This is a genomic window from Halobellus rarus (assembly GCF_024494595.1).
Taxonomy (GTDB): Archaea; Halobacteriota; Halobacteria; order Halobacteriales; family Haloferacaceae; genus Haloquadratum; species Haloquadratum rarum.
This window is the reverse complement of the sequence record NZ_JANHDI010000013.1, coordinates 16,494-36,029: the sequence shown is the minus strand read 5'-3', so window position 1 is coordinate 36,029 and position 19,536 is coordinate 16,494. Positions and strand designations below refer to the sequence as shown.

Genomic DNA, 19,536 nt, shown 5'->3' with positions numbered 1-19,536 from the left:
TGTTGGTCTCGCATCTCTCAGGACGATCCGGCGGGCGACGCCGTCGACGCCTTCGACGACGCCGGCTGAAGGATCTCGTAGATCGCATCGGTGACGTCCTCCGGCCCGCTCACCCGCGCGACGACGACGTCGCCGTCCTCAGAGAAGGCGTCTTCGACCTCCTCGGCGTGCGTCGCGTTGATCGCCGTTCCCCCGGGCTGGGTCTCCACGTACGCGTGGCGGTTCGCGGGGATCTCTCTCATCAACGGAATCACTTTCTCCGTCGTGTCGTTCGAGGAGTTCTCCGAGTCGCCGGCGGCGAAGACGTAGCGGTTCCACTCCGACCAGGGGTACTGTTCCTCTAAGATCTCCTTCGCCAGTTCGTACGCGCTGGAGATTCGCGTGCCGCCGCCCGATCGGATGCCGAAGAACTCCTCGCGCTCGACCGCCCAGGCGTCGGCGTCGTGAGCGATGTAGACGAACTTCGCGTTGTCGTACTTCCCCTGGAGGTACCAATCCAGCGGCGTGAACGTCCGCTCGACGAGTTCCCGCTTGGTCTCCCGCATCGACCCCGAGACGTCGCGGATGTTGACGACGACGACGTTCTTCTGCTTCTTCTCCTCGATCTCGGGGTGACGGTACCGCTCGTCGTCGCGGCGGAACGGCACCTCGCGTAGCCCCTTCCGCCGGATCCGCTGGACCGCCGTGGTCCGCTCGACGTTCGACTCCATCTCCGCGAAGGAGTCCCACTTCTCGCGCTCCTCGGCTTCGATCTCGTCCCACTCGGACTCGATCCAGGCGAGTGAGACGAGGATGTTCCGCTCGCGGCACCACTGGAAGACCGACTGGGGAGTCTCGCCGGCGACCTTCATCGCCTCGCGGACGAACTCCTCGTCGAAGTCGGTCGCGAGCTTCCGCTTGAGCCCCTGTTTGAACAACCGCTCGAAGTCGAGCGTGCTGTTCGGCCCCGTTCGCGTGACGTCGGTGAAGTCTCCCTCGACCTCCTCGATCACCTCCTTTCCCTTGGGTTCGAGGTCCAGACCGAGCTTCTCGTCGAGTTCCTCGGCGAACTCCTCGGGATCCATCTCGTAGTAGCCGTGTTCGCCGCCCTCCTCGCCGGGCTCGCCGTCGTCGCCCTCCTCGTCGCCGTCCCCGTCACCCGGTTGCGGCTGTCCGACCGGCTGGCCGACGTCCGGCGTGCCGCCGTCGCCCTGGCCCACCCCGCCGCGGTCGAGCCTGTCGTATTCGAACTCGGGGAGGTCCACGACCTTGATCGGGATCTGGATGTGGTCGGTATCGGAGCCGCTGAGGTCGCCGTAGCGGATGAACGATTCGAGGTCCTCGCGGCGCTCCTCGCCGACCTCACGGAACCGTTCGAGGTCCTCTCTCAGTCCCATCGGTGGCGCACCTCCCGCATCACGGCGCGGCTCGTCAGCTCCGCCGAGGCCGGCGTGTAGCCGCGGCCGATCAGCTCGTCGATGGCCTGTTCCTTCAGTCGCGCCGTCTCCGTGTTCTCCGGCGGATCCTCCCACTGGGTCGGGTCGAAGTCCTCGTAGAGACGCCGGACGTCGGCCCACTCGTGCGAGTCGAGCACCGACCGGATCACCGGGATCTCCGAGAGGTCGACGTCGTCGACGGCGAACCCCTCGTCGCGGTTCTCCCACGCGTACCGGTTCAGCGCGGTGATGATCCGCTCGCGACGGAAGCGTTTGACCGTCTCGGTGGGCTGGTTGCCGAGGTAGTCGTCCGAGCCGAAGCGACCCAGCTGTTCGGTCTCGAAGAGCTTCATCCGCAGCGGGTCCGGATCGATCGGTCCGTGTCTCGTCTCGACCTGCTCGTCGCCGTCCCACGCGTAGACGTGCTCGACGTACTCGGCGACCGTCTCGCGCTCGACGGAGTGCTCCGCGAGCAGCGCCGCGAGGACGTCCTCCTCTTGTCTGTCGAGGACGTACTCCTTGGCCATCGCCACCCGGCCCTCGTACTCCGCCCGCTCGGAGCGGGAGAAGACCGGCGCGTTCTGTAGTCCTCGGGCCATCGCGTCGAGGACGTCCTCGGGGAGGACGACGCGCTCGACGTCGAGGTCGGGGTGCCACCGGTCGGCGTCCTCGTGCAACAGGTCCGCGATGACGTCGCGGGTGAACGTGACGGGGATTCCGTGGATGCCCTCGCCCTCGCCGTCGAAGGAGAACTCCTCGACGCCCGTCCGGCCGTCGTCCTCTCTGACGTACCCGTAATCGAACAGCAGCGCCTTGTCGACGAGGTCGTAGCCGGCGGGGACGTCCTCGCCGTCGAGACGCGTGAGCACGCTGTACATCGCCGCGGCCTCGACCGCGTGCGGTGCGAGTTCCTTCGACCGAACCGCTCCGACCCCGCTCTGCACGTCGACGAGGAGCGGGGCGCGAACCCGTTCTCGCAACTCCTCCTCCTCGTCGACGTCCCAGACCGCCGTCTCGTCGGTGAGTTCGCGGCGGATCAGCTCCGCCTCGAGGGAGAGGTTGGTGAGGTACCGGAACTCGTGTTTGTCGAGCCGGCGCTTCAGCGCCTTCAGCGGATCGCGGCCGTTCCGATCCGAGTACTTGTCGAGTTCGGCGTCGAGGTCGGGGTTCGAGATGATGAGCAGTTGGGTGTCGACGTCCATCCCCGTCCCCTTGTCGAGTTTGACGTGCCCCTCGTCGGGCACGTTCAGGAGCTTCTGCAGCAGGTCCGCGTGCTGGGCGGCGTCCTCGACGATCGTGAGGAGGCCGTTGCCCTGCGAGAGCACGCCGTCGTAGCTGAACGCCTGAGGGTTCTTCCGACCGCGGGAGTCGAGTTCGCGGAGCATCCCCGGCATCCACGACCCCACGAGGCGCTCCTTGGGCGAGCCGTCGTCCTCGGAGTGGAGGACGCCGATTCCCCGTCCCACGTCGACGACGTAGTTCTTCACGCGCAGGTGCGAGGGATCGGTGACCGCCGAGAACAGCTCCCGCGTTCCGTCTCTGCGGTACTTCTCCTCCAGGTGGTCGTAGGCCTCCCGGCAGAAGGGATCGAGCTCCGCGTCGACCGCGACCGGAACGTGTTCGTCGGATTCGCGGTTCAGCGCCGCCAGCAACTCCCCGCGGACGTCGGCGGGAAAGACCGACAGCGGATGCGACTGCACCGGGCTCTCGTACCAGTCGGTCTCGCGCTCCGCGCCGCTGGTCTCGCCGCCGTAGGAGAGCCCGCGGGTGTCGCTCGCGCTCGCGACGTTCCACTCGACGGTGTACCGGCGACCGGCCTCGGTCTTCGAGTACGCCCGTAAGCCGTTGATCAGACAGCGCTTCAGTTCGGACTTCCCGGTCGCGGTAGGACCGTCGAACCAGAGGATCTTCTCGGATTTCCCCCGCTCGGCGGCGATCGTCCGGAGGTCGTCGACGAAGCCGTTCAGCACCTCCGTGTTCCCGAGGACGGCGTGTTCGCCGTCGTTCGCCGGGTCGTCGAAGAAGCGGTACCGCTCCCTGGTCTCGCCCTCCTCCAGCACCGTTCGCGTGCCCATCGACTCGATCGCGTCCAGCAGGTACTTCGAGGCGTGCGCGGCGATCGACGGCCGCTCGAAGGCGGCCTCGACGTAGGCGTCGAGGCTCATCGGCTCCTCGTAGGTCCCTCGGAGGTGGTCGTCCGCGCGCTCGACGTAGTCCCGCGCCGGGCCGGGGTCGGAGGTGTGTTTAGCGGTCATACTCACTCCTCGAGTTCGCTCTTGGCCACCTCCGCGCCGGCGAACTCCAGGATCTCGCGTGCGCCCTCGGGGGAGTATCCCTGCTCGATCAGCGCGTCGACCCAGGCGCTGCGCTCGTCGTCGTCGAGTTCGTTCGCGCTCACGAGCGCCGAGAAGTTGATGTTGTGTTTCTTGTCCTCCCAGAGCTTCCGCTCTAAGGCGCGGCGGAGGCGGTCGTTGTCCTGCGGGTCGAAGGAGGTGCCGTCGCGGGCGCGCCGGGAGACCCAGTTCGAGACCTCCTGGCGGAAGTCGTCCTTCCGGTCCTCGGGGATCTCGAGTTTCTCCTCGACGGACCTGAGGAACGTCTCGTCGGGGTCCTGCTCGCGCCCGGTGAGTTCGTCCTCGACGGTGGCGTCGTCGATGTACGCCATCACGTGGTCCATGTACTTCTCGCCCTGCCGTCTGATCTCGTCGATGTCGTAGGCGAGGGCGTGCCGGACGTCCTCGATGGCCCGGGCCTTGTACTCCTCGCGGACGAGTTCGAGGTAGCGGTGATACCGGTCGAGGTTGTCCTCGGGGATCGACCCGTGGTTCTCCAGGTTGGCCTCGAAGTGCGAGAACACCGACAGCGGCGAGAGGTACGACCGGCCCCGGTGCGTCGAGTCCATGATCGCCTCGGCGATCTCGTCGCCGATGAACCGCGCGGAGACGCCGTCCATTCCCTCGCCGATGTCGGCCTTCTCCTCGCCGTTCTCGCGGAGCTTTCTGACGTCGACGTCGTCGCTGTCGTCGATTTCGCCGTTGTACGCCTTCGCCTTCTGCACCAGCGAGACCGACCCGTCGGGCTCGGTGAGCCGCGTCAGAACGCCGAACAGCCCCGCCATCTCCAGGGCGTGTGGCTCGATGTGCATATCCGGCACGTCGGCGTTTCTGAGCATCTTCCGGTAGATTTCGGCCTCCTCGTCGTACTCTAACACGTACGGGAAGTCGATCCGCTTCGTCCGGTCGTTGAACGCCTCCATCTTCTCGTCGCCCTTCTTCTCTCTGTACTCGGGCATGTTCGTCCGCCCGACGATCACCTGGTCGATGTCGATTCTGGGGTTGTTCTTCGGCTTGATCGTCTGCTCCTGGGAGGCGTGCAGGAAGTCGTACAGGAACTCCCGCTGAAGCTTCAGCAGCTCCTCGCCCGAGAAGAGCCCCCGGTTGGCGTTGCAGAACGCGCCGGAGTAATCGAACGCGCGCGGGTCCGACTCGCCGTAGACCGCGAGTTTCGAGTAGTTGACGTCGCCGGTCAACTCCGTCTCGTCCTGGTTCTTCTTGTCCTTCGGCTCGAACGTCTCGACGCACTGTCGCTTGTTCTCGCTCGCGACGAGGCGGACGATCTCGACGTGGTTCTCTAAGACTTTCTGTAAGTCGTCGTCGTAGTGCGCCAGCAGTTTGTCGAGGTAGAACTCCGAGGCCGGATCGAGCGTCTGGTCGTTCCGGATGGTGTACGGCGCGTCGAGGCGCTCGTTGAGCCGCTCGATGACCCCGTCGCGCTGTGGCTGCGGCAGCAACACGAGCGGGTCCTGATTCATCGGCGAGGTGACGACGTCGTCCTCGGGGTCCTGATCGCGGATGACGTCGCCGAGGTCCGTCCACCGGAAGGTGTACATCCGCCCCGCGTCCGTCGCCGTGTAGTCCTCGAAATACCGCCTGACCATCCAGTCGAAGTGCGACTTCCCGGAGCCGACCGGGCCGAGGAGGAGTTTGATACGCTTCTGGGGGCCGAGTCCCCGCGCACCGGATTTCACCTTGTTGACGAACTCGTGGATCGACTCGTGGACCTCTCGTCCGTAGAAGGTGTTCTCGCCGTCGTGGAGCGGGTCCTCGGCGGCCATCCGATACTCGACGACGCCGGCGTCCTCGTCGTAGTCGGTGCCGTAGTGGTCGAACATGTCCGCCACCCGCTGGTGGGCGTTGCGCGCGATCCGGGGGTCCTCGTACACGGCGTCGAGGTACCACTCGAAGCGTTTTGCTTCGCGGAGGTCTTCTGGCACCGAGTCCTTGTACTGCCGGCTCAGGGTTTCGAGGGTTTCTCTGTCACCGTTCATTGTTTGTCCGTCTCGGGGAGCGACAGGCCCCACCGCCGTTCGGCAGGCGGGGCGCGGCGAGCGGGTCGTTCGCTCACCGTCGAATATGGTATGTATAAACATACCAATATACACACGCGCAACGGGACATCACGGGGCGACGGCGACGAGACGGCGACGGGCGACAGAACGTCGATTTCGGCTGGCGGTACGTGTGCGGGCGGTCGCTCGGTCCGATTGACCGAGACTGAAAGTATGTGAGTGATCGACACACATAAGCCTTCCTTCGATTACGGCACCCGTGTTCGGGGTCGATTTCGGTCTCCCTATGGAGGGGTCACGGTCGGCCCACGGTATTTGTAGGAGGGGGAACGAAGGGCAGGTATGATCGGACACCCGGAGGATGGAACGGGCGGGGCGAGACCGTCCCGACGAGGGACGCCGGGAGCGGGCACGGCGCGATGAACGACGACGATTCGGAGGGCACGAAGGGCGACGGCGGTTCGAACGGGGCGGCCGCCGACGAACCGCCGGCGGGGTGGACGCTCTGGAACGACGAGCCGCACGGCCGGCGCATTCTGGTCTTCCGCCCGGACGTGTTCAACGAGGGCAACGACCTGCCCGCCGAGTGCATCCCGACGATACTGGTCTCGAACCGCTCTCGGGCGCGACGACCCGGGGCGTCACAGATCGCGACCGACACCTGGCACGTCGCTCTGACGCTCGAACCCGAGGTCGAGGCGGTCGTCGAATCATACGAGACCCGCGAGGCCGCCGTCGCGGGCGCGAACGACCTGGCCGGACGCTTCGCTGACGGGGACGTCGACTACCGGGAGGCGTATCAACTCCCGCGCGAGACGTACCTCGACAGACTGGACGACGTCCTCGGCGAGTGAGAGGTCGCTGACGCGCTCCGGCCGCTCACCACTGCGCGAACGGCACGCCGCTCGCGGACCGCTCGATGTACGTCGCCTGCATCTCGCGGACGGCCGCCGACGCCGACGCGCCGTCGTCGACGGCGTCGCGGACCCTCGCACGCTTCCAGGCGCTCGGCGCGGTGTGAGTCGACTCGCGGCGCGCTTCGATCGGTCCGAGCGCCCACTCGACCGTCTCGGCACCGACGCCGAGTTCGTCGAGGCCGCGCCGCGCGAGCGCGAACAGTTCGTCGTAGATCCGCCCGGTCGCCGTCGTGCGCTCGCCGTTGCGGGCGACCCACCGGAGGTCCGCGTCCGAACCGTCGTCGACCGCCGCGTAGAACGATTCGCGGGCGTCCTCCCACGGCAGGGTCGCGAGCGGGTGGTCGGCGGCGTCGACGCCGACGAGGGCGCCGACGACGAGCGCCTGCACGCCGACGGTGTCCCGCAGCGTCGGCTGCGTCGGGAGCGGGCGGTACTCGATTCGGACCGATCCCTCGTCGGCCCCGGCCGACGGCCCGCCGTCGGCACCGCGGGGGACGTCGCCGCCGAAGACCGGACGGATCCACCGCCAGTACGTGCCCCGCTTCGCGCCGAACGCGGGGTACTTGTCGCTCCCGACGTCGCCCTTCCCCGCCGGATCGCCGCTCTCGACCGGATCGTCGAGGTCCGGCGGGGCGACGAGCGTCGGGTCCGTCGCGATCCGATCGATCAGTTCGGCCATCGTGTCGACGTCGCGCGGCACACGACACTTGTGCGACCCCTCGTCGACGGAGCGCTCGAAGATCGGGATTCGGAGTTCGTGGGGCGTGCGCGAGAGGACCGATTCCCAGCCCTCGCGGTCCACCCACCCGCCGTACAGGTCCGCGGGGAGGAACGGCGAGTTCGCCGTGAGCGAGAGGATCGGGCCCATCGTCCGCGTCGCGACGTTCAGAAAGTGCGGCACGTCGTCCGGGTCCGGGATCTGCAGGTGCGGTTGCATCGACGTCGCGAGAGACTCGGCGAGCATCGACTTTGCCGTCTCCAGGCCGGGGAGGTCGAGGTCGGTCCGGCCGCCGTTGAGCTCGCGGATCTTCCCGTCGAGCGCGACGTACCGGGGCACGGGTCGCATGTTGTCCGCGAGAAAGATTCCGTCGGACTCCTCGCCGCGTTCGAGGTACCGAACGGTGCCCTCAGACGGCGGCACGGTCCACATCGCGTCGAGCACGAACCGCCGATCGGATTCCGCGAGGATCCGCTGGACGGCCTCGTAGATCCCGTCCAGTTCGTCGAGTTGCCGGCGGAGCCCGGCGTCACAGACCACGTCGGGTCCGGTGTGTAGTTCGGCGTTGTGGACGCCGAGTTCGCGGCTACAGCCGTCGGTCTCGAAGAGGCGTTCGGGCGCGGACGCGAGGCGCCCGTCCCCGTCGACGACGTAGCCTTCGAGTTCGAGACCGACCGCGAAGTCGGGGGCGTCGAACAGTCCGCCTGAGATGTCCTCCCGTAACGACGCTGCTTCGCGCTCGACGCGTCGTTCGAACGCCGCGCGTCGCTCGGAATCGAGTGCCGCGCGAACGGCGTCGATCGTCTCGGTCATTGCGTGGGTATCGCGGCCGACGGCTACTGATACTGTCGGCTCGTATCTGGCGGTCACTCGCCCGCGTCGTTCCGATCGGACACTTCACCGCTCGTCGTCGGCAGAATCAGTGGGCCGATCGCGAGCGTCCGCTTCGCGGTCGGTCCGGTCCGCAGGACGAACGAAATCGCCCCCGTTCAGTTCTCGTCGTCTTTCAGCTCTTCCAGTTCGGCTTCGACCTCGGTGTCGGAGACGTCGACCTCGGCGGTGGGGTCGTCCTCGACGTCCGCGGCCGGTTCCGAATCGGCCTCGCTCGCTTCGTCGGCACCGCCGCCCATCTCGGTTTTCAACGTCTCCAGCTCCGAGTCGACCTCGGCGTTCGTCCGGCCGCTCTCGAGTTCGCGGTCGATACTGTCCTTATCGGACATCGCGTCCTCGAACGCGCCGGTGTCGACGAGTTCGTCCATCGCCTCCGAGCGGGCCTCCATCTCGTCGGTGCGCTCCTCGGCGCGCTCGATAGCCCGGGAGACGTCGTTCATCTCGTCGCCGACTCCGGTCATCGCCTCGGAGACGCGCGACGACGCCTCGGCGGCCTCGTAGCGCGCCTTCATCGTCTCCTTCTTCGTCCGGAACTCCTCGATGCGGTTCTGGAGTTCGTTCTTCTTCTCGACGAGGTCGTCCTGCGTCGACTGGAGGTCGGCGATCTGCCCCTCCAGTTCCTCGATCTGGTTCATCTTCGCCTGCTTCTTTTCGAGGGCCTGCCGCGCGAGGTCGTCTCGATCCTGTCTGACCGCCTCTCTGGCCTGCTCGTTGTGCTTCTCGACGTTCTCTTCGAGGCGTCGCTTCTGGATCTCCAGGCGCTTCTTCTGGGTCGTCAGGTCGGCGATGCCCTGTTTGACGTCCTGGAGTTCGTCGCGCATCTGTTCGTAGGAGTACTCGAGCGTCTCCGTCGGGTCCTCCGCGCGGTTGAGGAGGGCGTTGAGCTTCGAGCGAACGACGTAGGACGCGCGTGAGAGGATTCCCATACGTCCCTCGTTGGGCACGCCGGAGTTAAAACCTCACGTCCCCAACCGGACGAAACCGAATGTCAGAGACGATCCTACTGCCCGGCGGCCGCGACGCCCGCGGGACGCTCGACGTCGCGGCCGGGGGCTCGGATCGGGCGACCGGGACGGCGGACGGCTGCGATCCTGAGCAATCAGATCAGCCGGGCGGCGCGGCCGAAACCGCTCCGGCGTGCGTCGTCGCCTGTCCCCCGCACCCGCAACACGGTGGCCACCGCGGCGACCAGCGGCTCCGGGCCGTGAGCGACGAACTCGGAGAGAGGGGGATCGACTGCCTTCGGTTCGACTACGGCCCGTGGGACGGCGGCCGCGGTGAGCGCGCCGACGTCCTCTCGGCGGTCGGGTGGGCGAACGAGCGGTACGAACGCGTCGGGCTCTTCGGATTCAGTTTCGGCGGTGCGGTCGCGCTCTCTGCGACGGCGCACGGCGCGGACGTCGCGGGCGTGGCCGCGCTCGCGGCACCCGCACGGCTCGGCACCGCGCGGACTGGTCCCGACGCCCCCGACGAAACGGAGATCGGCGGAGTCGACGTCGTCGCCGACCTCGACTCGATTCCGCCGGAGATGCCGGTTCAAGTCCTCTACGGGACTCGCGACGACGTCGCCGAGGTCGGGCCGGTCGTCGCGGCCGCCAGAGAGCGCGGGTACGAGGTCGTCGAGTTCGCGGCGGACCACTTCTTCATCGGTCAGGCAGGGAAGGTCGCGACCGCGGTCGCCGACTTTCTGGTTCCGACGCTTCGGCCCGGTGGGTCGAAATAGCGACCCGCTTCACGCCGACGCTTCGCTGTACCCGGCAGCCAGGGAGACGGCGGCCGCGACGACACCAGCGGCGACGACGAAAGCCCAGAACCCGGCCCAGGCGGCCGCGCCGAGGTTCGACGTCGTCGCGTACGTGAGCAGCAGGCCGGCGAGACCGCTACCGACGGGCACGAGGAACGGCAGGTCGGTCCACTGTCCGCCCGCGTTGGCGTACTCGACCGCGTAGGCCCAGAGGTTGCCGACGGTGAAGCGGAGAACGACCACGGCCAGGAGGCCGGAGACGACTGCGGTGACCGCTGTAAGCGGGGTGAGCGCGGCGAGTTCACCGAACCCGTCGGCGGCGCGCCAGAGCGTGCTGCTCGCGCCGAACAGAAACGCGAGGACGTCGAGGAGGTACCACGGGCGGAGTCGATCGCTGAGACGGCGGTGGAGGGGCATAGGTCTCTGTTAGTCGGACGTCTCAAAAACATCCGGTAACGAGTGCTGGGACGCTCCGACCGAAGTGGAATCTACGTCCTCGCGGAGGCGGTGGTGGCGGTGGGCGGAGACAGGGCGGTTGCAGTGCGGTGGCGGAGCGGTGGCAGGGCTGTCGCAGTGCGGTGGCGGTGTCCCAGTGTTCGTACCGCGAGGCGAGCGGATGCGAGCCTCGCGGTCTTTTTCCCTCCGCCGTGAGACGCACAGCGTCTCACGAGCCTTGCTTCGCTACGCTCAGCAAGACAGGTTTTTGCACGGTGGGTTCCCGCAGCGAACGCAGTGAGCGAGGAAACCCACCGCTGGAAAAAGGTGGGGCGTTAGTTATACCCTCTCCACCGGTGGCCGCACTCGGTACACTTGAAGAAGCGCGTCGGCGGTTCGTCGGCCGATCCCGTCTGCTTGATCGTGTACCACGCCTCTCGATTCCCGCACTCGTCACAGACGACGTCCGTCGCGGTCGGCTTCCCCTCGAAGTTCGCGTCCTCTGTCGTCTCGATCACGTCGCCGTCGGTCTGTTCCTCCGTCGAGACGAACTGTGCCGCCAGGTCCTCGTCCTGTTCGGCCCGCGCGCCGCAGTCGTCGTCGGTACAGACCATCGATCCGTCCCGAGAGACCATCATCGAACCGCATTCGTCGCAGAACTGCATTTCCCTCGAGTTCGCCCTGCGGACACAAGTGTCTCACTCTTCGACCATCGGACACTCCCGGACGCGGAAGTGCTCGCTGTCGACGACCTCGATGATTTCGGTGCCCCCGTGAGTACACGTCAACTCGGGGGGATCGCTCAAGTGCGGACACTTCTGGCAGTAGGCCTCTTTCGAGACGACGTGTTCTCGCGGTTCGGGCGGAGCACGGGGGGTCCGTCTCGTCTCCGACTCGCCGGCGGTGTCTGCCCCGACGCTCAGTTCCGGCCCCTCGCCGGCGTCGTCGGCCAGCGACGCCCAGAGCGTCTCCTCGTCGATCTCCGAGACCGACATCTCCTCGAACGGATCATCGTCCGAACCGGGATCCCCGTCGGCGGCTGACGCCGCGGGATCCTCGGCGGTCCCCTCATCGCTCGTTCCGCGCCCCCCGGAGGCCTCCCGACGCCGGCGCTCGGAGATCTTGTCGGCCAACTCCGAGAGCGGAGCCTCGCTGCCGCCGGACGGTTCGATCGGTTCCGCCTCTCCGGTCGCGTTCCCGTCCTCGCCGATGTCCTCGCTCACTGCCGGACCTCCCTGTGATCGCTGGGGGGTCCGCCACCGGTCTCGTCCGCTCGACCGTCCTCGCCGTCGGCACCCTCGGGTTCCTCGTCGGGGTCGGATGGCTCTCGGTCGTGCGTGTTCTGCTCCTCGGGTTTCGGTGGTGTCGTCGCTTCCGATTCCAACCGTCCCCCTTCGGAATCCCGGGTTGGCGTCCCCGACGCTGACGGTGATCTGTCGGGGTCGACCGGGTTGTCTCCCGGGACCGACGCGTTCGCACCGGTGTCAGCCCGAGCGTCGTCGGTATGATCGTGGGTGGCGGGGTCGTCAGTACGGTCGTCGGTATCGGGGTCCTCGTCCGGTGTCGGTGCTGTGGATGTCCCCTCGTCGGTGGCTCCCGACGCACCCGCCGCGGACTCAAGCGCCGGCCGGTCGCCAACCGTCAGCCGGTTCGAGCCGAAGAACCTCCGTTTCGGTTCAAGGCCGTCGAACGGGGCGTCGCAGTGCGGACAGCGCGGTTCGTCGAGCAGGCCGAGGTGTACGGTCTCCCCGCAGGACTCACAGGCGGCCTTGGTCACGCCGCGGCTGTTCGCCTCCCGGCGGAGATCCGCCGCCGCCTCCCGCGTCTCTACCGCGCCCTCGAGCGCCGACAGGCGCGATCTGACCGCGAGCACCGCCGATCCGAGCCGGTCGAGTTTCGACCCGTGTTCGTCGGTCGTGTCGGTGAGGTACTCGAGGATCTCCTCGTAGTTCTCGAACCCCTCGGACAGTCGGCGGTCGATCTCCGGGTGGTCGTGCTCGGCCGGCGCTTTGGCGTCCGTCTCCCGCTTGACCTGGATGACGCGCTCTCTGACGTCCGTGATCTTCTCGTCGAGGTCGGCCTCCAGGGCCGCGACCCGCTCGACGATCTCGTCGAGTTCCCGCTCGATCGATTCGGCGTCCGCCTCCCGCAGTACGTCGTTCACGGTCTCGAAACCCTCGTCGCCGGCGAGATCGGTTCCGCCGTCTCCGCCCCCCCGCTCGTCGAGTTCGCGATGTGCGGCGATCAGCCGATGCACGACTTCCTCGCGCGTGCGGTCCGTGGCTGCGGCTCTGTCGTCCACCCACGACTCGAGCTCGTCCGGCAGGCCGTCGACGCGCTCGCTCCCCATCTACGCTACGTTCACCCCGGCATACTTAAATTAATACCGGCGTCGGGAAGAATCGCCCTGTGACGGCTCTGTCCGCGACTGTCGGGCGTCCGGTCTCATCGATTCGACCAGCCCCGAGTGGTTTCAGTCGGCTTCGGGTGGCCCCGATCGGCTTCGGAGACTCCAGTCGACCCCGATCGGCTGTCGCCCTCGGAACGTCGCCGTGGCGGCCACCCTACTCCAGGTACTCCTCTTCGCGCTCGTCGTCGTCGGGACCGCCCGAATCGGATCGGCGGTTCACGTCCACCTGGTAGTGCTGGAGGATGTCGCGGCCGAGGAGCAGCGGATAATCCATATGCGAGCGGTCCTCGATGCTCGCGGTGACGGTGTGCTGGGTGCCGCCGATACCGACGACGAGGTCGACGACGGGGCGGGCCTTCCCGGACTTCACCGATCCCGACCGGACGCGCGTCATACTCTTGATCGGTCCGGCACCGATCTCGGCGGCCAGCGCGGTGTCGAGGCTCGTCCGGGTCGCCCCGGTGTCTGACTTCGCCTTCGCCTGCGTCGACCCGCTGGTCCCGGAGACGACGACCTCCTCGATGTACCCGATCGTCGGTCGATCGCCGACCGGATCCGAGGTGATACGTGGCATCCCCGCGGGCCGGGAGTCGTCGAGCGTCGCCGACAACTCCTCCACGCGCTCGTCGTCGACCTCGCCGCCGATCTCCTCGATCGCGAGTTTGGCGATGTACGGTGCGGGGCTGCGGCCGGTCGCCTTGTGAAGCCCCCTGAACCCGGCGGTCGGGTTGACTTCGAGGACGAACCAGCCGTCGTCGCCCTCGATGAGGTCGACGCCGACGTAGTCCAGTCCCATCACTTCCGTCGCGTAGAGCGCGGTCTCTCTGGCCTCTTTCGGCATATCCTCGGTCGCGTCGATGACGTCGCCGCCGAGCGCGACGTTGGTCCGCCACTCGCCCTCGGGCGCGTAGCGGTACATCGCGCCGATGACCTCGCCGTCGACGACGTACACGCGGAGGTCGCGGTGCTCGTTCTCGTCGCGGTCGATGAGGTCCTGGAGGAACGCTTGCCGGCTCCCGACTTTCGGGTTGACCGCCTCCGTGAGGTCCACCTTCCACGTCCCTCCGCCGTGGGTCCCGATCGCGGACTTGTAGACGCCGACCTCGCCGAAGCGGTCCCGGCCCTTGTTCAGTCGCTCGTTCGAGAGCGCCAGGAGCGCGTCCGGCACCTTGATGTTCCAGTTCGCGAGCGTCGCCGCCGTGGCGAACTTGTGGATCGCGGTGAGCACCGACGCGGGTTCGTTCAGCATCGGCCGGATCCGCTCGAAGGTCGTCGCCAGCCCCAGGAGTTCCGCCGGTTCTTCGGTGTTCGAGAGCAGCAGCCGGTTGGCCACGATGTCTACTTCGGGCTCGATGGCGACGTCCCCGTCCTCGACGCTGATCGCGGTGTTCTCCCGACGCAGCCAGATGCCCTCGTGGCCGAGGTCGTCGACCGCGTTGAGAATCGCCTTCGTCTCCTTGCTGTTGTGCAGTGAGAGGACGCCAACCCGAACCGGATCTCCGTCAGTAGACATACCCTTCTGTACACGCCCACGTCAAGAAAGAGGTGCCGATCTGAACCCCTCTCGGCCGGTGTGAACGTTTCGCACCGATCGGACTGCACGGAACTCCACGATCGGGTCGCGACGTCGGGTTACGAGCGTTTATCCCGTCGGGTATCCGATGGCGCGTATGAGCACCGACGGGACCTTCACGTACAACGGGGGGAAGGTCGAACCGGGAGAGCGGCAGAACCTCCGGTACGGTATCAGCGAGACGTACCTCGGCGATCCGGTCCGCATTCCGGTCACCATCATCAACGGCGAGCGATCGGGGCCGACGGTGTTCCTCTCGGCGGCGGCCCACGGCGACGAACTCAACGGTATCGAGGTCGTCCGCGAGGTCGCCCACGAGTGGGACCTCTCGGACCTCGGTGGGACGCTCGTCTGCCTGCCGGTGATGAACGTCCCCGGCTTCCTCGCCCAGCAGCGCTATCTCCCGATATACGATCGGGACCTGAACCGCTCGTTCCCCGGTCGGGAGGACTCGACGAGCGCCAAGCGGATGGCCGCGCGCATCTTCGACAACTTCGTCGCGCCGTGCGACTTCGGTATCGACTTCCACACCTCGACGCGCGGGCGGACGAACATGCTCCACGTCCGCGCGGACATGTCCGACGGCGCGGTCGATCGGCTCGCCCGGGCGTTCGGGTCGAACGTGATCATCGACAGCGAGGGCAGCGACGGGGTCCTCCGGACGGAGGCGACGCGGGTCGGCATCCCGACGGTGACCGTCGAGATGGGCGAGGCCCACCGGTTCCAGCGCGGTCTCATCGACGACGCGCTCACGGGCGTCGAGAGCGTCTTCGCCGAGTACGAACTGCTTGAGTCGCCGTCGGTACGCTGGCCCGGTTGGCGGACCGTCATCGACGACGCGAACGAGAAGACGTGGATCCGCGCCGACGCCGGCGGTATCGTCGATATGCACCACGAGCGCGGGTCACTCGTCCGCGAGGGCGAGCAGATCTGCACGCTCACGAACCCGTTCAAGGACGACAACGTCGCGGTCGAAGCGCCCTTTACCGGCCTGCTCGTCGGCGTCTTGGAGAACCCCGTCGTCTACCCCGGGAACCCCCTCTGTCATCTCGTCGAACTCGAACCCGGCGTCCGACGGGTCGTCGAGCGCGAACAGGCGACCCGTGGAGTGTAGGACGCCCCGAATCCGTTCGTTCAGAAGTCACCTCCACGGAGTCATCCGGTTTCCCCGACAGCGGGTCCCAGCCGCACACGTAAGTTCTATAGTGGGTCCGGCCTGACTCTCAGAGGAGTATGAGTCAGTCTTACAATCGGGGCCTCATCGAGGACTTCGGCCGCTGGCGGGAGTTCTCAGCCGGAATGTGGGCCTGGGTGTTCCACAAGTTCACCGGATGGGTGCTCGTGGGGTATCTCTTCACCCACATCGCCGTCCTCTCGACGGCACTGCAGAGCCCGGATGCGTACACGACGACGATCCAGTCCCTGGAGAGTCTGCTCGTCGTGCGCATCCTCGAGGTCGGGCTGCTGTCGGTGGCGGTCTTCCACATTCTCAACGGCCTTCGGCTGCTGTTCGTCGATCTCGGCGTCGGGCTCGAAGCACAGGACAAGAGCTTTTACGCGTCGCTGCTGCTGACGGGTGCCATCGCCGTCGCGAGCGTGCCGACGTTCCTCGCGGGGGTGTTCGGCTGATGGCCGAGCGCTACTCCTCCTTCGAGGCCGGCGGGCGCCGCTGGCTCTGGCAGCGCATCACGGCCGCGTTCCTCGTGGTCGTCCTCGCGTTCCACTTCTTCCTGCTTCACTTCGTGAACCACGCCGACGAGGTCACGTTCGCGATGTCGCAGGCGCGGATGCAGGAACTGACGTACTTCTCGCTGATGATCCTCTTTCTCCTGACCGCGACGTTCCACGGCGTCAACGGCGTCTACAACGCCCTCATCAACCAGGGCCTCACCGGCTCCCGCAAGACCGCCGTGAAACTGGTTCTCGTCGTCGCCAGCGCCGTCGTGATCGTTCAGGGCGTCAGAACCGCACTCGCCTGGGCCGGAGGCGTCCCGATCTAACCGCCCGTCCACCAATGAGCACGCAACTTCCAGATCAGACCGAGGATGAATCGTCCGCCGGCGAGGCCGAACCGACGTCCGCCGCGCAGGAGCGCCGGATGGCGAAGAAGCGCGAGCGCGCCGCGGAGCGAGACGAGAAGCGGCAGGCAGAGGAGGCCGAAGCGGCCCTCGCCGACGAGGAGACGTACCACCTGAAGGTGTTCCGGTACGACCCCGAGATCGAGGGCAAGAAGGAGCCCCGCTTCGACGACTTCCACGTCCCCTACCACAAGGGGATGACCGTCCTCGACGCGCTGATGTACGCCCGCGACACGTACGATTCGAGCCTCACGTTCAGACACTCCTGCCGGCAGGCGGTCTGCGGGTCGGACGCGATGTTCGTCAACGGGAGACAGCGGCTCTGCTGTAAGACGCAACTGTCGGACCTCGAAGAGCCGGTCCGCATCGAACCGCTCCCGCACGCCGAGGTCGTCAAGGACCTGGTCGTGGACATGGAGCACTTCTACGACCAGATGGAGGCCGTCGAGCCGTACTTCCAGACGAACGACCTGCCCGACGGCGAACTCGAAGAGCAGCGGCAGTCCCGGGAGAACCGCGAGAAGGTCAAGATGTCGACGCGCTGTATCTGGTGCGGCGCGTGTATGTCTTCCTGCAACATCGCGGCGGGCGACAACGAGTACCTCGGCCCGGCGGCCATCAACAAGGCGTACCGCTTCACGATGGACGAACGCGAGGGCGAGGATATGAAACAGCAGCGCCTGGAGATCCTCGAACAGGAGCACGGCGTCTGGCGGTGTCAGACGCAGTTCTCCTGTACGGAGGTCTGTCCGAAGGACATCCCGCTCACGGAGCACATTCAGGAGCTGAAGCGCGAGGCCGTGAAAAACAACCTCAAGTTCTGGTAATTCAGAGAGCACACTATGCACGAACACGACGTCATCGTGGTGGGCGCGGGAGGCGCAGGCCTCCGCGCGGCCATCGCAGCGCAAGAAGAGGGGGCCGACGTGGCCATCGTCTCGAAACTCCATCCCGTACGGAGCCACACCGGCGCGGCCGAGGGCGGCATCAACGCCGCGCTCCGGGAGGGCGACTCCTGGCAAGATCACGCCTACGACACGATGAAGGGGTCGGACTACCTCGGCGACGCCCCCGCCATCGAGACGCTGGCGCAGGACAGTCCCGAAGAGGTCATCCAGCTCGAACACTGGGGGATGGCCTTCTCCAGAGAGGACGACGGCACGGTCAGCCAGCGGCCGTTCGGCGGTCTCTCGTTCCCGCGGACGACCTACGCGGGCGCGGAGACCGGGCACCAACTCCTCCACACGATGTACGAGCAGCTCGTCAAGCGCGGCATCCAGGTCTACGACGAGTGGTACGTCCTCGATCTCGCCGTCAGCGACGAGGAGACGCCCGAAGAGCGGAGTTGCCACGGCGTCGTCGGCTACGACGTCCAGTCGGGGAACATCGAGGGCTTCCACGCCCGGGACGGCGTCATCCTCGCGACCGGCGGCCCCGGCCAGGTGTACGACCACACGACCAACGCGGTGGCCAACACCGGCGACGGCGTCGCGATGGCCTACCGCGCGGGCGTTCCGATCGAGGACATGGAGTTCATCCAGTTCCACCCGACGACGCTCCCCTCGACGGGCGTCCTGATCACGGAGGGAGTCCGCGGCGAGGGCGGAATCCTCTACAACAGCGAGGGAGAGCGGTTCATGTTCGAGCACGGGTACGCGAACAACGACGGCGAACTGGCCTCCCGCGACGTCGTCTCCCGGGCGGAGCTGACGGAGATCAACGAGGGTCGGGGCATCGAGGAGGAGTACGTTCACCTCGATATGCGGCACCTCGGCGAGGAGCGAATCGTCGATCGCCTCGAGAACATCATCCACCTCTCGGAGGACTTCGAGGGCGTCAACCCGCTGGAAGAGCCGATGCCCGTCAAACCCGGTCAGCACTACGCGATGGGCGGCGTCGAGACCGACGAGAACGGCGAGACGTGCATCTCCGGACTCTACGCCGCCGGCGAGTGCGCCTGCGCCTCGGTCCACGGCTCGAACCGCCTCGGCGGCAACGCGCTGCCGGAACTCATCGTCTTCGGCGCTCGGGCGGGCCACCACGCCGCCGGCCGCGACCTCGGCGAGGCCGAGATTCCGACCGGCAAGCGCGGCGAGTGGGAGGCCGGCGACGTCGAGACGCCGGTCGAACCCGGCGCGATCGAACCGAGCGTCGAGGCCGACGCCACCGGCGGCGACGCCGTCGCGGACGGCGGTTCCGGCCTCGATCCGGCCGGCCTCGTCGAACGCGCGACGGAGCGTGCGAAAGAACGCGTCGAGGCGCTGCTGGACAACGAGGACGGCCGCAATCACGCGGAGATCCGCGCCGAGGTCCAGGAGTCGATGACGGAGAACGTCAACGTCTTCCGCGAGAAGGAGCGCCTCGAAGAGGCGCTTCGGGACATTCGCGAGGCGCGCGAGGCCTACGAGGACGTCGGCGTGGCCGATCAGTCGCGGACGTTCAACACCGATTTACAGCAGACCATCGAGACGCGGAACGTGATCGATCTGGCGGAGGCGATCACCCTCGGTGCGCTCGCCCGCGAGGAGTTCCGCGGCGCGCACTGGCGCAAGGAGCACCAGGAGCGCGACGACGAGAACTGGCTGAAGCACACGCTGCTGTCGTGGAACGAGGGCTCGCCGGAACTGTGGTACAAGCCGGTGCTGCTCGAAGGCGAGAACAAGCGGTACGAGCCGAAGATCCGGAGTTACTGAGGTCGGATCCGGATCTCTCTCGAGTCCCGATCGCTCGGATCTCCTGTTTTAGGCCCGTGTCGGAATCCGTAGCTGTTGCTGTTTGTAGCGTTCCAGCCGTTCGATCCGGGGTATGTCGGTCCCACCGAAGATATTTGGTCGATCTTGAGCTATCCAGAAACGTGGAACAAAATCTGTTCACGTATCTGAAAGGGATCGGATTGGTTCTCGCTCTGTTTTTCGCTCTCTATCCAGCTATCCTCACCGTTCAATTACTAACGAACACGGTCACGGAGTCAATTGGCCAAATAACGGTTCTCTTGGTCCTGTCTGTC

The 19,536-nt window shown here is 66.8% G+C and carries 17 protein-coding genes; 7 read left to right on the top strand and 10 right to left on the bottom strand.

Features of this window, described 5'->3' with window-relative positions; translation table 11 throughout:
* Positions 1–17 precede the first annotated feature (17 nt).
* The 3 genes from NO876_RS15060 to NO876_RS15050 are packed head-to-tail and all read right to left on the bottom strand — an operon-like array spanning position 18 to position 5,742.
* Complete coding sequence (locus NO876_RS15060) at positions 18–1,376, bottom strand: YeaH/YhbH family protein (RefSeq protein ID WP_256422490.1); 1,359 nt, start codon at positions 1,374–1,376, stop codon at positions 18–20.
* Positions 1,367–3,670 carry a PrkA family serine protein kinase gene (locus tag NO876_RS15055; RefSeq protein ID WP_256422489.1) on the bottom strand — a complete coding sequence of 768 codons (2,304 nt, stop codon included), beginning with the start codon at positions 3,668–3,670 and terminating at the stop codon, positions 1,367–1,369. The genes NO876_RS15060 and NO876_RS15055 overlap by 10 nt, the downstream gene beginning before the upstream one ends.
* A 2-nt stretch (positions 3,671–3,672) precedes the next feature.
* Positions 3,673–5,742 (bottom strand): PrkA family serine protein kinase, encoded by a 2,070-nt coding sequence (locus NO876_RS15050; RefSeq protein WP_256422488.1) that lies wholly within the window; start codon positions 5,740–5,742, stop codon positions 3,673–3,675.
* A 440-nt stretch (positions 5,743–6,182) separates the two neighbouring features.
* Here NO876_RS15050 and NO876_RS15045 point away from each other — a divergent pair, with 440 nt between their 5' ends.
* Positions 6,183–6,617 carry a DUF5820 family protein gene (locus NO876_RS15045; RefSeq protein WP_256422487.1) on the top strand — a complete coding sequence of 145 codons (435 nt, stop codon included), beginning with the start codon at positions 6,183–6,185 and terminating at the stop codon, positions 6,615–6,617.
* Between the two features lie 25 nt (positions 6,618–6,642).
* Here the strand turns inward: NO876_RS15045 and NO876_RS15040 are convergent, their stop codons facing one another.
* Complete coding sequence (locus NO876_RS15040; RefSeq protein WP_256422486.1) at positions 6,643–8,211, bottom strand: glutamate-cysteine ligase family protein; 1,569 nt, start codon at positions 8,209–8,211, stop codon at positions 6,643–6,645.
* 176 nt (positions 8,212–8,387) lie between these two features.
* The gene (locus tag NO876_RS15035) at positions 8,388–9,215 is read right to left on the bottom strand and encodes a PspA/IM30 family protein (protein WP_256422485.1); all 828 of its coding nucleotides are present in this window, start codon (positions 9,213–9,215) and stop codon (positions 8,388–8,390) included.
* Positions 9,216–9,274: 59 nt separating this feature from the next.
* On the opposite strand from NO876_RS15035, the gene NO876_RS15030 reads away from it, so the two are divergent.
* Positions 9,275–10,012, top strand: coding sequence for an alpha/beta hydrolase (locus tag NO876_RS15030; protein WP_256422484.1), 738 nt, complete (start codon positions 9,275–9,277; stop codon positions 10,010–10,012).
* A 9-nt stretch (positions 10,013–10,021) separates the two neighbouring features.
* Here NO876_RS15030 and NO876_RS15025 read toward each other — a convergent pair whose 3' ends face one another.
* From NO876_RS15025 to NO876_RS15005, 5 genes are all read right to left on the bottom strand, one after another.
* Positions 10,022–10,450, bottom strand: a complete 429-nt coding sequence (locus NO876_RS15025; RefSeq protein ID WP_256422483.1) for a hypothetical protein — start codon at positions 10,448–10,450, stop codon at positions 10,022–10,024.
* A 353-nt stretch (positions 10,451–10,803) separates the two neighbouring features.
* The gene (locus tag NO876_RS15020; RefSeq protein WP_256422482.1) at positions 10,804–11,133 is read right to left on the bottom strand and encodes a transcription factor S; all 330 of its coding nucleotides are present in this window, start codon (positions 11,131–11,133) and stop codon (positions 10,804–10,806) included.
* A gap of 33 nt (positions 11,134–11,166) precedes the next feature.
* Positions 11,167–11,691 carry a DUF8135 domain-containing protein gene (locus NO876_RS15015; protein ID WP_256422481.1) on the bottom strand — a complete coding sequence of 175 codons (525 nt, stop codon included), beginning with the start codon at positions 11,689–11,691 and terminating at the stop codon, positions 11,167–11,169.
* A complete protein-coding gene (locus tag NO876_RS15010; RefSeq protein WP_256422480.1) occupies positions 11,688–12,818 on the bottom strand; it encodes a hypothetical protein in 1,131 nt (376 codons plus the stop codon). The genes NO876_RS15015 and NO876_RS15010 overlap by 4 nt, the downstream gene beginning before the upstream one ends.
* 214 nt (positions 12,819–13,032) lie before the next feature.
* Positions 13,033–14,391, bottom strand: a complete 1,359-nt coding sequence (locus tag NO876_RS15005; protein ID WP_256422479.1) for a putative ATP-dependent zinc protease — start codon at positions 14,389–14,391, stop codon at positions 13,033–13,035.
* A 157-nt stretch (positions 14,392–14,548) separates the two neighbouring features.
* On the opposite strand from NO876_RS15005, the gene NO876_RS15000 reads away from it, so the two are divergent.
* The 5 genes from NO876_RS15000 (at position 14,549) to NO876_RS14980 (ending at position 19,222) form a co-directional block, all read left to right on the top strand.
* Positions 14,549–15,565 carry a succinylglutamate desuccinylase/aspartoacylase family protein gene (locus NO876_RS15000; RefSeq protein ID WP_256422478.1) on the top strand — a complete coding sequence of 339 codons (1,017 nt, stop codon included), beginning with the start codon at positions 14,549–14,551 and terminating at the stop codon, positions 15,563–15,565.
* 119 nt (positions 15,566–15,684) lie between these two features.
* Entirely contained in the window at positions 15,685–16,080 is a 396-nt protein-coding gene (gene sdhC / locus NO876_RS14995; RefSeq protein ID WP_103990319.1) for a succinate dehydrogenase, cytochrome b556 subunit, read from the top strand.
* A complete protein-coding gene (locus NO876_RS14990) occupies positions 16,080–16,451 on the top strand; it encodes a succinate dehydrogenase/fumarate reductase transmembrane subunit (protein ID WP_256422477.1) in 372 nt (123 codons plus the stop codon). Before sdhC ends, NO876_RS14990 begins: the two co-directional genes overlap by 1 nt.
* Positions 16,452–16,465: 14 nt before the next feature.
* Positions 16,466–17,356: a succinate dehydrogenase/fumarate reductase iron-sulfur subunit gene (locus tag NO876_RS14985; protein ID WP_256422476.1), complete on the top strand. Its 891-nt coding sequence runs from the start codon at positions 16,466–16,468 to the stop codon at positions 17,354–17,356.
* A gap of 15 nt (positions 17,357–17,371) precedes the next feature.
* On the top strand, positions 17,372–19,222 hold the full coding sequence (locus NO876_RS14980) for an FAD-binding protein (protein ID WP_256422475.1): 1,851 nt from the start codon (positions 17,372–17,374) through the stop codon (positions 19,220–19,222).
* Positions 19,223–19,536: the final 314 nt, after the last annotated feature.

Bases quoted from the DNA above. Each gene is read 5' to 3' on its own strand.
- NO876_RS15045 (WP_256422487.1), top strand. From the start codon at position 6,183: ATGAACGACGACGATTCGGAGGGCACGAAGGGCGACGGCGGTTCGAAC.
- NO876_RS15060 (WP_256422490.1), bottom strand. From the start codon at position 1,376: ATGGGACTGAGAGAGGACCTCGAACGGTTCCGTGAGGTCGGCGAGGAG.
- NO876_RS15055 (WP_256422489.1), bottom strand. From the start codon at position 3,670: ATGACCGCTAAACACACCTCCGACCCCGGCCCGGCGCGGGACTACGTC.
- NO876_RS15020 (WP_256422482.1), bottom strand. From the start codon at position 11,133: ATGCAGTTCTGCGACGAATGCGGTTCGATGATGGTCTCTCGGGACGGA.
- NO876_RS14980 (WP_256422475.1), top strand. From the start codon at position 17,372: ATGCACGAACACGACGTCATCGTGGTGGGCGCGGGAGGCGCAGGCCTC.
- NO876_RS15040 (WP_256422486.1), bottom strand. From the start codon at position 8,211: ATGACCGAGACGATCGACGCCGTTCGCGCGGCACTCGATTCCGAGCGA.
- NO876_RS15030 (WP_256422484.1), top strand. From the start codon at position 9,275: ATGTCAGAGACGATCCTACTGCCCGGCGGCCGCGACGCCCGCGGGACG.
- NO876_RS15000 (WP_256422478.1), top strand. From the start codon at position 14,549: ATGAGCACCGACGGGACCTTCACGTACAACGGGGGGAAGGTCGAACCG.
- NO876_RS15035 (WP_256422485.1), bottom strand. From the start codon at position 9,215: ATGGGAATCCTCTCACGCGCGTCCTACGTCGTTCGCTCGAAGCTCAAC.
- NO876_RS14985 (WP_256422476.1), top strand. From the start codon at position 16,466: ATGAGCACGCAACTTCCAGATCAGACCGAGGATGAATCGTCCGCCGGC.
- NO876_RS15050 (WP_256422488.1), bottom strand. From the start codon at position 5,742: ATGAACGGTGACAGAGAAACCCTCGAAACCCTGAGCCGGCAGTACAAG.
- sdhC (WP_103990319.1), top strand. From the start codon at position 15,685: ATGAGTCAGTCTTACAATCGGGGCCTCATCGAGGACTTCGGCCGCTGG.
- NO876_RS15025 (WP_256422483.1), bottom strand. From the start codon at position 10,450: ATGCCCCTCCACCGCCGTCTCAGCGATCGACTCCGCCCGTGGTACCTC.
- NO876_RS14990 (WP_256422477.1), top strand. From the start codon at position 16,080: ATGGCCGAGCGCTACTCCTCCTTCGAGGCCGGCGGGCGCCGCTGGCTC.
- NO876_RS15010 (WP_256422480.1), bottom strand. From the start codon at position 12,818: ATGGGGAGCGAGCGCGTCGACGGCCTGCCGGACGAGCTCGAGTCGTGG.
- NO876_RS15005 (WP_256422479.1), bottom strand. From the start codon at position 14,391: ATGTCTACTGACGGAGATCCGGTTCGGGTTGGCGTCCTCTCACTGCAC.